Source organism: Antrihabitans spumae (assembly GCF_043944905.1).
Taxonomy (GTDB): Bacteria; Actinomycetota; Actinomycetes; order Mycobacteriales; family Mycobacteriaceae; genus Antrihabitans; species Antrihabitans spumae.
In genome coordinates this window covers 106,222-117,229 of the sequence record NZ_JBIMSN010000154.1, presented here as the reverse complement: position 1 = coordinate 117,229, position 11,008 = coordinate 106,222, and the positions used below count along the sequence as shown (strand labels likewise).

The following is an 11,008-nucleotide window of genomic DNA, read 5'->3' as shown; positions in this document are numbered from 1 at the left end:
GCTGCGCCGGGTGCTGTCGCCTGCCCACTCACCTACCCATTTTCGAGCCAGTCTTTTCGGCGGGTCGGCCCTCCGAAAAGACTCACGAGGTGTGGCGCGCACGCTCGGCGCCCGGGCTGAGACCACGCCTCAGGACACCTTCCACGCTTCTCTCGGCAGTGGATGTCCGGTCTCGAGCAACGACTTCAGATTCGAAAGAACTGCCGCCCAGCCGCCAGCGGCGCGGGCGCGGTCAGCGGCATCTGCGAGGTCCTCGTGCGTGACGGTGAGCCGCACGATTGCATCCTGGCCCAGGATGTCGAAGGTGACCCGCGAAGTGGTGTCGGGGATTGGGTTGTCGGGGTCGGTCCAGGTGAAGACAAGCCGATTCGGCGGCGAGCTCTCGACGATTTTTCCGACGACGTCGACCGTGCCCGAACCGTCGATCCGTCGATGTTCCCAACTCGACCCGACCTGCCAGTCCGAGACGTTGCTGTGCCCCCAATACTGCGCGGTGATATCTGCATCTGTGAGCGCGCGCCACACCACCTCGGGTGTGCTTTCGATGTAAGTCACGTAGACGTGTGACGGCCTGTCTGCCATGTCTTCCTCCGCTGTTCGTTTGATTCCGGCGAGCAGGCGCAGGCGCGGCTGCTCGAACTTGTCGATCCAACGTTCCTGAATCTCTTGTAGCGGAACAGGATTGAGGTAGTGCAGCTTTTCCCTGCCGCGCCGCACCGTGCTGATCAAGTTGGCCTGAATCAGCACGCCGAGATGTTGCGTCGCCGACTGCCTTGCCATTCCCAGTCCGTCGCACAGCTCCCCGAGTGACTGACCGTTCCGTTCGTGCAAACGGTCGAGCAATCCCCGGCGCGTTCGGTCTGCGAGCGCTTTGAAGACCTCGTCCATATCGGATCCCACAACTGCACTATATGCAGGTTTTTACCTGCATGTCTACGTGCGTCGGCCCGCTACAGACGAAAAAAGCGCCCGGCCTGCTGGCCGGGCGCTTCTTTTCGAATATCGAGCTGGGCTACTTCTTGTCGTGGCCCTTGAAGTCCTCCATCGAGCTGTACACGCCGACACCACTGAGGAACGCGTCACGCAGCCTCACGGGCAGCACTCCGCCGAGGAACTTGTTGAGGCGCGAGGTCCACGGGAGGATCAGGAACGGTCCACCCTTGATCATCTCGGTCCAGGTGTCGTTGACGACAGCTTCCTGCTCCAACACCGGCGTCAGGAAGATCTTCTTCGTGCCGTCGAACATTCCGGTGTTGATGTAGGTCGGGCAGACCGTCGTGATTCTGATGTGGTCGTGGCCCGCCTGCTCGAGTTCGAGGCGCACCGAGTCCGACCAACCGACAGCCGCCCACTTGGATGCCGCGTACACGGCCATCCGCGGGTTGGCGACCAACCCGGCAGAGGACGCGATGTTCACGACGCGTGACTCGGCACCCGACGCGATCATTCCGGGCAGGAACTCGAGCGCAACGTACATCGGCCCGAGCGAGTTGATCGCAACGGTCTGCTCGATGTCCTTGCGGTTCTCGGTCTCCCAGAAGTACTTGTTGCCACGCACGATGCCCGCGTTGTTGAACAACACGTCGACCGTGCCGACGTTCTCACGTACCGACTTCGCCGCCTCGGCAATCGAGTCGGCCGACGATACGTCGACCTTGTACGTATGGATCGTGCCGCCCGCAGCTTCGAGTTCGGCAGCCGTTGCCTTCAAAGCCTCTTCGTTGATGTCCCACAGCACGACGGCTGCGGCCTTTTCTTCGACTGCTCGCGTTGCGAACAGTTTGCCGAGTCCCATGGCACCGCCGGTGACGAGCACGGTCTTGTTTTCGACAGTCTTCATTTATTTGGATCCGATCGTTTTACGAGGGGTGGTTGGTCTGCTGCGTCATGCTATTTCACGCCGAGGAAACGCATGGCGCGCAACGCGAATGTCATCGTCGACGCCCAGGTCTCGTCCGACATGCCGGGCAGCGGAGCAACCGGAAGTAGGTGCTGCGCTGCGATCGTCTGCGAGTCGACGTACTTGAGGATGCCTTCGGACCCGTGCCGACGGCCCGTGCCCGAATCGCCGAGGCCGCCGGATGGTGCATCGACGCTTCCCCACGCTGCGATGAAGCCTTCGTTGATGTTCACCGCGCCCGAGTTGAGCTGCGCGGCGATCGTGCGTCCACGCGATGTGTCGCGGGTGAAGATGCAGGCGTTGAGACCGTAGGACGTGTCGTTGGCCTGCTCGATAGCTTCGGCGTCGCTGTCGACGCGATAGATCGAGACAACCGGACCGAACGTCTCGTCACGGTAGACCGACATCTCGGGCGTGACGTCGGCAAGAACGGTCGGCTCGTAGAAGTACGGCCCCAGCTCGGGGCGTGCTTTGCCGCCCGCGAGGACCGTTGCGCCCTTTGCCCGAGCGTCCTCGACGTGCGCGCTGACCGCTGTGAGCTGACGATCGAACGTCAGCGAGCCCATGTCGCTGTTGTAGGCGAGGTCGGCACCGAGTTCCATCTTGGCAACCTCGGCAAGGAAGGCCTTGACGAAGGCGTCGTAGGCCTCGGTGTGGACGTAGATACGTTCCATCGACTCGCAGAGCTGACCGGCGGAGCTGAAGCATGCCCGGATGGCACCTTCGGCCGACTTCTTGATATCCGCATCGGCGAGAACGAGCATCGGGTTCTTGCCGCCGAGCTCGAGCGAGTATCCGATGAGTCGGCTTGCTGCCTGTGCGGCGATATGGCGTCCGGTCGCCGTCGAGCCTGTGTAGTCGACATAGTCGGCGCGCGAAATCAGCTCGCCACCGATGTTGGAGCCGCGCCCGAGGACGACCTGCCATACGCCGGCGGGAAGACCAGCGCGCTCGGCAAGCTCGTTGGCCCACAGCGCGGTCAGTGCGGTCTGGTTGTCGGGCCGCGAAATGACTGCGTTGCCTGCGATGAGCGCGGGAATCGCATCCGACGCCGAGAGCGCGAGCGGGCAGTTCCACGGGGAGATGATGGTGACGACACCCTTGGGACGCTTGATCTCGTTGACCTGCGTGAGGAACAGCAGGAGACCGTTGCGGCCACGGGATTCGAGCAGCGACTTCGACGCGTTGGCGTAGTACCGCGCGTTGATCGCAACATCGCCGACCTCGTCGAACGCGTGCGTGCGTGCCTTGCCCGTCTCGATCTGGAGGATATCGAGGATCTCGGACTGCTCGCTGAGGATCAGATCGTGGAAACGCTTGAAGATCGCTGTGCGCTCGCCGATCGGGCGTGCAGCCCATTCCCGCTGCGCGATGCGTGCGGTTGCGAATGCCTTGTCGATGTCCTCGATCGACGACTGCGGAAGATCGACGATCTTGCTACCGGTGGCCGGTGCGGCAACCTCTACCGAGGGCGCACCCCCTGCGACGGCCCGTGCCGCCAATCGCTTCACCAGCTCGACGGGAAGCGCCCGCTCCGAACTGGTCGAACTAGCGGTGCCGGCGGGCTGTGGGATTACGGTGGTCAATTCGAGGCCCTTCGTTGGACATGTGGTGCAGCTCATTTTCCGAACATTGCTGTTCAGCTAACAGTGATGTTAGTTTAATCACGGAGGTGCCATGGATGTCAAGGTTTCGGGTGCTCGTCGCGGGCGCCCGCCGCAGACCGCCGAAGAAGCCGAACGCGTGCGAGCTCATATCGTCGCTGCCACCGGCGAGGTGTTCACGCGGGTCGGGTCGCACGGTTCGAGCGTCGCGCTGATCATCGAACAGGCGCAGATCGCTCGTCCGACGTTCTACCGCTATTTCGCGAACGCCGAGGAGCCGCTGCACGTGCTGCTGTCGGAGTCCGACGACGCGTTGATCGATCGCGCTACGTTCGCAATCGAGTCGGCCGAGAACGAAGTAGCTATGGCGATCTCGGTCATCGACGCGTACCTCGATTGGGCGCGCGCACACGGACCGATGCTGCGCCCGCTGTTCGGCGAGTTGTACGACGCCGCCTCCCCTGTGTCGCAACACCGAGAGGTGGCTATCGACACCATCAGCCGACTGGTAACCAAGAAGATCGTCGAACTCGGTCGGCCGCTGCCCGACCCGCTCGACTTGGACGCGCTGCTCAATTCGTGTGCCTACCTGGTCTATCGCGTGTCCACCACCGACAATTCGGATCCCGAGACGGTGGAACGTGCGCGGTCGACGATGATTCGCATCGCGATCGCCACCCTCGGCCAACCCGACGATCTGCTCCGCGCGCTCTCGGTCCCCGGGGTGTTCCGCGCCGAGAACTGAGGCGGCTCCGCCGCTCGTGAGTCCTTTCGGCGCGCCCGCCCTCCGAAAGGACTCACGAGGCGCGTAGCGCCCTGGTGTCGATTTTGCCGATTCTCGTTCGTATAGAAGATGAACCCGGCACAGGGCCGGGCATACGGAGGAGGATCGCGATCATGGTTCAGTACCTACTCAGCGTCTATCAACCCGACGGACCGACACCCGACCCAGCAGTGCTCGACGAGATCTCACGCAAGCTGGACGTCCTCAACGACGAGATGCGCGCTGCGGGATCGTGGGTGTTCGCCGGCGGATTGCATCCGGCGGCGTCGGCAACGGTAGTGCGCCACAAGGAGTCGGGGCCACTGATCACCGACGGACCCTATGTCGAGGGGAAAGAACACCTCGGCGGTTTCACTATCGTCGATGCCCCCGATCTCGATGCAGCCTTGAGCTGGGCCACCAAATTGGCCGCCGCGACAACGCTTCCCATCGAAGTCCGGCCATTTCATGGCGAACGCTGACGCAGCCGAGACGCCCGCGCCGGTGGCGTCACACCGCGACATCGAGGCGGTGTTTCGTGCCGAGCACGGGCGAGCGGTCTCGGTTCTGGTCGGCACGTTCGGAGACATCGATATCGCCGAGGAAGCCGTGCAGGAGGCGTTCGTCGCGGCGGTTCGACGTTGGCCGTCCACAGGTCTGCCGCCGAGTCCCGCAGGATGGATCATCACCACCGCCCGCAACAGCGCAATAGACCGCTTGCGTCGCGAATCGTCACGACTGGATCGATACGAGAAGGCGGCGTTGCTTCACGCCGATGACGAACCCGCTGAGGAGGGTGCCGTGGGTGACGACAGGCTTCGACTGATCTTCACCTGCTGCCACCCTGCGCTCGGTCCCGATGTTCGCGTCGCACTGACCCTGCGGTTGCTCTGCGGCCTCGGCACAGCCGAGATCGCACGAGCATTTCTTGTTCCCGAATCGACGATGGCGCAACGAATCGTGCGAGCCAAGAACAAGATTCGAGATGCCAGGATCCCTTTTCGGATCCCCGACGAGGCCGACATCGACGACCGGCTGCGATCGGTACTGGCCGTCGTCTACCTCGTCTTCAACGAGGGGTTCAAGGCGAGTTCGGGAGATTCACTCGTCAGGGCGGACCTGTGCGGCGAGGCGATCCGCCTCGGTAGAGTTCTCGTGGCTCTGCTGCCCGACGAGCCGGAGGTCGTCGGACTCCTTGCGATGATGTTGCTGATCGATGCCCGCAGGGCAGCCAGGACGACGGGCGACGGCGCCATCGTCCTGCTCGCCGACCAAGACCGCACCCTCTGGAACACGCGGTCGATCGAAGAGGGTCACGCCCTTGTTCGCGCCTGCTTGCAGCGAAATAGTCCGGGGCCGTATCAGATTCAGGCTGCGATCAACGCCGTGCACACCGACGCACCGTCCTCCGCTGGAACGGACTGGTGGCAGATCGTCGCGCTGTACGACCAACTGCTCGCCATCGCGCCCAACGATGTCGTGGCGTTGAATCGTGCGGTCGCCGTCGCCGAGGTGGACGGTCCGCAGGTCGCGCTCGCGTCGATCGACGCGCTCGACCTGGACGACTTCTATCTGTTCCATTCGATTCGTGCAGCGTTGCTCGTGCGCCTCGGCCGCACGAACGATGCTGCCGCCGAATATGATTCGGCGCTGGCGCGGGTGTCCAATTCGTCCGAGAGACAATTTCTGATCGAGCGGCGGGCCGCGCTTCTGCTCGATGGAGACTCACGATGAGACGTCGTGTCGAGTCGGGCGAAACGACTGCATCGTTCAGACGTGCTCCGAGATCATCACGGCGACGGTATCGGATTCCAGTGCCTTGAACACGTGGGCCAAGTCGCCGGGGTAGGCGATGTAGTCACCGGGACCGAGTTCGATCGGGTCGGTAGCAGGACCGACAAGGGCGCGTCCGCTGCTGATGACGACATGCTCGACCACGCCGGGCATGTGCGGATCCGACTCACGGGGCGTACCAGGTTGTGCGGTGATCAGATACAGGTCTCGGCGGGCGTTCGGCGGGCACGAGGCTAGAAGCGTCGCGATGTAGTCGGACTGTTCCGACGCGACTGCGGGCCCCTCCCCCGCGCGAATCACCTGAACTCTCGGAGTCGGTGGTTCGACCAACCGCGCGAATGGGACGTCCAACGTCACGCTCAACGCCCACAGGGTTTCGACACTGGGATTGCCTGTGCCCGACTCCAGTTGCGACAGCGTCGATTTCGCGATTCCAGCCCGACGTGCAACTTCGGCGAGCGAGAGCCCGGCGCGTTTGCGTTCCCGCTGCAGCGACGCTGCAATGACAGCGAGGGGCGCACCACCGTTGCGATCCATGACAGTCCTTTGCGGGTTGACGAACACCTTCTCCGTGTTCAATATATACAGCTATGCGTTCGATATGGCGAACATTGGATAGAAACCAAGCCCGCGACGTCGGCCTGGTGTGCCTCGCAGACGGCATCGTCGGCATCTCGTTCGGTGCAATCGCCGTCGGTGCAGGATTCCCGATCTGGCTGCCGATGCTGCTGTCGGTCGTCGTGTTCGCCGGCGCCGCGCAGTTTATGTTCATCGGAATGGTCGCTGCGGGAGGCAATCCGATCGCCGCTGTCGCAGCGGGACTGCTGGTCAACGCACGGCACATACCTTTCGGGTTCGCCATCGGCGACGTGATCGGGGATCGGTGGGCGGAGAAAGTTGTCGGCGCGCACTTGATGATCGACGAGTCGGTGGCGTTCACTCTTGCCCAACGAGACCGCGCCAAGCGCAGAGCAACCTACTGGCTGACCGGTATCGGGCTCTTCATCTGCTGGAACCTCGGAGTCGTTGCCGGTGCAATCGGCGGATCCGCGGTCGGAGACACCGACGCGTTCGGTCTCGACGCCGCCTTCCCCGCCGTGCTGCTTGCGCTGATCCTGCCGTCGTTGCGCGATCCTGCTACGCGACGTGCCGCGCTTGCGGGCGGCGTGATCGCCCTCGCGACAACACCCTTCCTACCAGCCGGCGTTCCGGTTCTGCTGGCGCTCGCAGGTGTACTCGTCGGATACTCGACCCAACGAAAGACTGTGTCATGACCAGCTCGACTTCCCTGATCGCCGCCACGTTCGTCTTGGGCGCAGGGACTTTCGGCTTTCGATTCGCCGGGCCGGCGCTGCGGTCGCGTGTGCGCATTTCACCGAGTAGCGAAAAGTTGATGGCGACCGCGGCCGTGGTACTGCTGACCGCACTCGTCGCAACAGCCGCCCTCGTCGACGGTCACGACTTCGTCGGTATCGCGCGGCCGGCCGGAGTCGCCGTGGGCGGCGTACTTGCTTGGCGCAAAGCACCTTTCGTGCTAGTCGTGATTGCTGCCGCCGCGACGGCCGCGGGGTTGCGACTAGTCGGCATACCCTGACATCACGGACGTCACGCTGGATCCTCGCCCGCGGTATACGCCGCGAGCGCCCGCTCGGCTGCGAGCGCCGCAACGTCTTCCGGAGTACCAGCCGCGACGTTCGCCTGATACCAATCCTGATTGCTGAGTGTCATGAATCGCAGCCCCTCTGCCGTCGCGAGCCACTCCGCGCTCTCGCTCGGCAAGACTGCGGCCCCCGGATGCAGATGGCCTGCCAACCCAAGCAGGCTGAGGTCCCAACCGATTCCGACCGCCGACGGGCCGAACTGCGCCCAGATGTCGTCGCCGACGTGAGCGATGTGCTCGAGCTCGAACCGGGTCCGTTCGCTGCTTTCGGGGCTCAGTCGCACTTCGATCCAGCTGACGTCGCCACCGTATTCCCAGGTTGCGCTGAATCCGGTGGGCGGCGTACAGGTTTGGATCGTTCCGCTCGCATTGCCCTCGAGTTGGTACCTACCTCCCTGCACCAGGTCTCCCGTGATCGGCAGGAACCATCGCGGTATCCGCTCCACGTTGGTACATGCGTCCCATACGTCGTCGACGGTCGCGTCGTAGACCTGACTGATCGCCGTTACTCGCGCCTCCCCCGCCTCGAGTGTTCGAGCGCCTACGCGACGTTGTACGGCGCTGATCTGGTGGGTCACGTCGATCATGAGATGTCCTCTCCTCGAGAATCACGAAGTCGTCGTCCACGTTTACCGCGCGCGAGTTCGGTACCCAACGCGTCGAGCCGGGGTGTCCAGAAGCCGCGAAAGCGGTCGAGCCAGGCATCGACGTCGCGCATCGGACCGGCATCGACGGCGTAGATCCGCCGTGTGCCCACTGCACGTACGGTCGCGAATCCGGCCTCGCGCAACACCTTCAGGTGTTGAGATACTGCAGGCTGACTGATACCGAACTCGGCACGCACAGCATCGGAAATCGCACCCGATGTCGCCTCGCCGTCGGCAAGCAGTTCGAGAATCCTGCGCCGAACGGGATCGCCGAGGATGTCGAATGCGTGCACAACCATGTTGTATCAGTATCGTCTTATATAAGTCAAGAATGATAATCAAAGGATGTCGAGCTACGTCGCATCGTCTCGACGTCCCCTCCGAACAAGCAAGGCGCCGACCACGAAGGAGATCTCGACATGACCGACGTCAACTATTGGGCTGTACTCGTATCCGCTGCAGTCGTATTCGTCTTGGCATCGGTGTACTACGCCGTGTTGGCGAAGGTATGGCAGCAGGCAAGTCCCGCGGCCGCCGACGTTGCACCGGCAGCATGGAAGCCGCCTGTCGAATTCGTCCGCAGTCTCGTGCTGGCCTACGTGATCGCCTACCTCGCTCACGAGATGGGGATCGATACCTGGAACCGCGGCGCGGTGTTCGGGCTGGTGCTGTGGGTCGGCTTCCCCGCCATGCTGTGGAGCGGCGCGATGTTGTGGGAGAACACATCCTGGCGACTCGCCGCACTTCACGCCGGGGACTGGCTGATCAAATTGCTGGTCATCGGCGTGATAGTCGGCGTGTGGACCTGAAGGCCGTCGAACTACGCGGCGAAGGCCGCGTAACGGCCGTTCGCACCGATCAAAGTGTCGTGATCACCGGTTTCGACGATGCGGCCGTGATCGAGAACGACTATACGATCTGCGTCGCGAACGGTCGAAAGCCGGTGCGCGATGGTGATCGTCGTCCGACCGCGGGACAACCGGTCGAAAGCCTGCTGTACGGCGCGTTCGGTCTCGGTGTCGAGCGCGCTCGTCGCCTCGTCGAGGACGAGCACCCGAGGATTTCGCAGCAGCGTCCGCGCGATAGCGATGCGCTGCTGCACGCCGCCGGAGAACCTGTGACCCCGGGATCCGACCATCGTGTCGTAGCCGTCCGGAAGATCGACGATGAAGTCGTGCAGTTGCGCAGCACGGGCGGCTGCCTCGATCTGCTCGTCGGTTGCATCGGGTTTCGCGTAGCGCAGGTTCTCGCGAACCGTTGTGTGCAGGAGATAAGTTTCCTGGCTCACCACGCCGACGATGGCGGACAGATCGGTCAGCTTCATGTCGCGAACGTCGACGCCGTCGATCGTCACGCGTCCACTCGCAGGGTCGTACAGGCGTGCAACCAAAGCGGCGAGGGTACTTTTGCCCGATCCGGTCTCCCCGACGATGGCGAGTGTGGTGCCCGCCGGAACGTCGATGTCGACGTCGACCAGTGCGGCCGTGTCGCTACCCGGATACGCGAACGTCACCGCATCGATGCGAACGTGACCCGACACTCGAGCCGGGTCGACAACAACGGGATCGGCCGGATCGTCCACGTCGATGGGCAGGTCGAGGTACTCGAAGATCCGTGCGAACAAAGCGAGTGAGCTGGTCAGTGCCACACCGACATTCAACAGACCCATCAGTGGTCGGAAGAGTCCTGCCTGCAGTGCCGTGAAGGCGACCAAGGTACCGATCGTCATCGTGCCTGCGGTCATCGGCAGCCCCGCGCCGAGGTAGATGATCGCGGGAATGGCCGCGAAGATGATGCTCATCGACGCCATTCGCCATCGTCCGGCCAGTTCCGAGCGCAGTTCGAGATCGATCAGGCGAGTCGACGATGCCGTGAAGCGATCGATGAGTGTGCCTGCAGTTCCCATCGTCTTGCTCAGCTGCACCCCGCTGATCGACAGTCCCTCCTCGATCGTCACGTTGAGGTCGGACAGTTCACGCTGGCGCGCGGCCGTGATGTCGCGACGCATCTGTGCGACCTTGCGCGTCAGGTAGATCGCCGGCGGCATGACGACCAGAGAGATGAGCGACATCCGCCAGGACAGTGCGGCCATCGCGACGGCGGTGGCAATGGCCGTCGTCAGATTGGACGCGACCGAACTTGCCGTCGACGTCACCACCGATTGCATGCCGCCGATGTCGTTGGTGATTCGTGATTGGACCTCACCGGTCCGGGTGCGGGTGAAGAAGGCGATCGACTGGCGCTGCAGGTGCGCGAATACATCTGTCCGTAGGGCGTGCATCACCTGTTGACCGATCTTCGTGCTGATCCAGGTCTGCACGACACCGAGGACCGACGTCACTGCAGCAACGGCCACCATTCCGGCCACCAGCCAGGTCAACAGCGGAACGTTCTGTTTCGGCAGCGCTTGATCGATGACGGCGCGCAACAGGAACGGTGAGGCCATCGCGACGATCGACGACGCGACGATGATGCCGACGACGACGCCGAGCGACCATCGGTAGGGAACGAAAAGTCTCCAGATTCGGCGCAGCGATACGTCGCGCGCCTGCTGCTTTTCGTCGGCGCTGACAGTTCTGCGCCGACCGGGGCCACCGGATTGCATTATGTCCGTGTCCAAGTTCCACCCCTTTCGAAGAA

Annotated in this window: 13 protein-coding genes; 6 read left to right on the top strand and 7 right to left on the bottom strand. The window is 63.2% G+C overall.

The genetic code is table 11. The features are described from left to right. Positions 1-129: 129 nt before the first annotated feature. The 3 genes from ACHIRB_RS29340 to ACHIRB_RS29330 all read right to left on the bottom strand — a co-directional run bounded on the left by ACHIRB_RS29340 (position 130) and on the right by ACHIRB_RS29330 (position 3,486). The gene (locus ACHIRB_RS29340) at positions 130-888 is read right to left on the bottom strand and encodes an ArsR/SmtB family transcription factor (protein WP_395124439.1); all 759 of its coding nucleotides are present in this window, start codon (positions 886-888) and stop codon (positions 130-132) included. A gap of 124 nt (positions 889-1,012) precedes the next feature. Continuing rightward, positions 1,013-1,840 (bottom strand): SDR family oxidoreductase, encoded by an 828-nt coding sequence (locus tag ACHIRB_RS29335; RefSeq protein WP_395124431.1) that lies wholly within the window; start codon positions 1,838-1,840, stop codon positions 1,013-1,015. Between the two features lie 50 nt (positions 1,841-1,890). Beyond that, positions 1,891-3,486: a succinic semialdehyde dehydrogenase gene (locus ACHIRB_RS29330; protein WP_395124430.1), complete on the bottom strand. Its 1,596-nt coding sequence runs from the start codon at positions 3,484-3,486 to the stop codon at positions 1,891-1,893. 91 nt (positions 3,487-3,577) lie between these two features. On the opposite strand from ACHIRB_RS29330, the gene ACHIRB_RS29325 reads away from it, so the two are divergent. The 3 genes from ACHIRB_RS29325 to ACHIRB_RS29315 all read left to right on the top strand — a co-directional run bounded on the left by ACHIRB_RS29325 (position 3,578) and on the right by ACHIRB_RS29315 (position 6,001). Beyond that, entirely contained in the window at positions 3,578-4,249 is a 672-nt protein-coding gene (locus ACHIRB_RS29325; RefSeq protein WP_395124429.1) for a TetR/AcrR family transcriptional regulator, read from the top strand. A gap of 152 nt (positions 4,250-4,401) precedes the next feature. Beyond that, positions 4,402-4,749 carry a YciI family protein gene (locus ACHIRB_RS29320; RefSeq protein WP_199701924.1) on the top strand — a complete coding sequence of 116 codons (348 nt, stop codon included), beginning with the start codon at positions 4,402-4,404 and terminating at the stop codon, positions 4,747-4,749. After that, positions 4,736-6,001, top strand: coding sequence for an RNA polymerase sigma factor (locus ACHIRB_RS29315; protein WP_395124428.1), 1,266 nt, complete (start codon positions 4,736-4,738; stop codon positions 5,999-6,001). Before ACHIRB_RS29320 ends, ACHIRB_RS29315 begins: the two co-directional genes overlap by 14 nt. A gap of 36 nt (positions 6,002-6,037) precedes the next feature. Here the strand turns inward: ACHIRB_RS29315 and ACHIRB_RS29310 are convergent, their stop codons facing one another. Next, positions 6,038-6,598 (bottom strand): helix-turn-helix domain-containing protein, encoded by a 561-nt coding sequence (locus ACHIRB_RS29310; RefSeq protein ID WP_395124427.1) that lies wholly within the window; start codon positions 6,596-6,598, stop codon positions 6,038-6,040. Positions 6,599-6,651: 53 nt separating this feature from the next. On the opposite strand from ACHIRB_RS29310, the gene ACHIRB_RS29305 reads away from it, so the two are divergent. Next, positions 6,652-7,335 carry an AzlC family ABC transporter permease gene (locus ACHIRB_RS29305; protein ID WP_395124426.1) on the top strand — a complete coding sequence of 228 codons (684 nt, stop codon included), beginning with the start codon at positions 6,652-6,654 and terminating at the stop codon, positions 7,333-7,335. After that, on the top strand, positions 7,332-7,655 hold the full coding sequence (locus ACHIRB_RS29300) for an AzlD domain-containing protein (RefSeq protein ID WP_199701936.1): 324 nt from the start codon (positions 7,332-7,334) through the stop codon (positions 7,653-7,655). The genes ACHIRB_RS29305 and ACHIRB_RS29300 overlap by 4 nt, the downstream gene beginning before the upstream one ends. Positions 7,656-7,666: 11 nt before the next feature. On the opposite strand, the gene ACHIRB_RS29295 is transcribed toward ACHIRB_RS29300, so the two are convergent. Together ACHIRB_RS29295 and ACHIRB_RS29290 are read right to left on the bottom strand one after the other, a co-directional pair. Further along, complete coding sequence (locus tag ACHIRB_RS29295) at positions 7,667-8,308, bottom strand: SRPBCC family protein (RefSeq protein WP_395124425.1); 642 nt, start codon at positions 8,306-8,308, stop codon at positions 7,667-7,669. After that, positions 8,305-8,661 (bottom strand): ArsR/SmtB family transcription factor, encoded by a 357-nt coding sequence (locus ACHIRB_RS29290; protein ID WP_395124438.1) that lies wholly within the window; start codon positions 8,659-8,661, stop codon positions 8,305-8,307. Before ACHIRB_RS29290 ends, ACHIRB_RS29295 begins: the two co-directional genes overlap by 4 nt. A 126-nt stretch (positions 8,662-8,787) precedes the next feature. Between ACHIRB_RS29290 and ACHIRB_RS29285 the strand changes: the two genes are divergently transcribed. Beyond that, positions 8,788-9,177, top strand: a complete 390-nt coding sequence (locus ACHIRB_RS29285) for a DUF1761 domain-containing protein (RefSeq protein ID WP_199701940.1) — start codon at positions 8,788-8,790, stop codon at positions 9,175-9,177. An 11-nt stretch (positions 9,178-9,188) separates the two neighbouring features. Here ACHIRB_RS29285 and ACHIRB_RS29280 read toward each other — a convergent pair whose 3' ends face one another. Further along, entirely contained in the window at positions 9,189-10,973 is a 1,785-nt protein-coding gene (locus ACHIRB_RS29280; RefSeq protein WP_395124437.1) for an ABC transporter ATP-binding protein, read from the bottom strand. Between the last annotated feature and the right edge of the window lie 35 nt (positions 10,974-11,008).

Bases quoted from the DNA above. Each gene is read 5' to 3' on its own strand.
- ACHIRB_RS29340 (WP_395124439.1), bottom strand. From the start codon at position 888: ATGGACGAGGTCTTCAAAGCGCTCGCAGACCGAACGCGCCGGGGATTG.
- ACHIRB_RS29335 (WP_395124431.1), bottom strand. From the start codon at position 1,840: ATGAAGACTGTCGAAAACAAGACCGTGCTCGTCACCGGCGGTGCCATG.
- ACHIRB_RS29325 (WP_395124429.1), top strand. From the start codon at position 3,578: ATGGATGTCAAGGTTTCGGGTGCTCGTCGCGGGCGCCCGCCGCAGACC.
- ACHIRB_RS29320 (WP_199701924.1), top strand. From the start codon at position 4,402: ATGGTTCAGTACCTACTCAGCGTCTATCAACCCGACGGACCGACACCC.
- ACHIRB_RS29315 (WP_395124428.1), top strand. From the start codon at position 4,736: ATGGCGAACGCTGACGCAGCCGAGACGCCCGCGCCGGTGGCGTCACAC.
- ACHIRB_RS29310 (WP_395124427.1), bottom strand. From the start codon at position 6,598: ATGGATCGCAACGGTGGTGCGCCCCTCGCTGTCATTGCAGCGTCGCTG.
- ACHIRB_RS29305 (WP_395124426.1), top strand. From the start codon at position 6,652: ATGCGTTCGATATGGCGAACATTGGATAGAAACCAAGCCCGCGACGTC.
- ACHIRB_RS29300 (WP_199701936.1), top strand. From the start codon at position 7,332: ATGACCAGCTCGACTTCCCTGATCGCCGCCACGTTCGTCTTGGGCGCA.
- ACHIRB_RS29295 (WP_395124425.1), bottom strand. From the start codon at position 8,308: ATGATCGACGTGACCCACCAGATCAGCGCCGTACAACGTCGCGTAGGC.
- ACHIRB_RS29285 (WP_199701940.1), top strand. From the start codon at position 8,788: ATGACCGACGTCAACTATTGGGCTGTACTCGTATCCGCTGCAGTCGTA.
- ACHIRB_RS29280 (WP_395124437.1), bottom strand. From the start codon at position 10,973: ATGCAATCCGGTGGCCCCGGTCGGCGCAGAACTGTCAGCGCCGACGAA.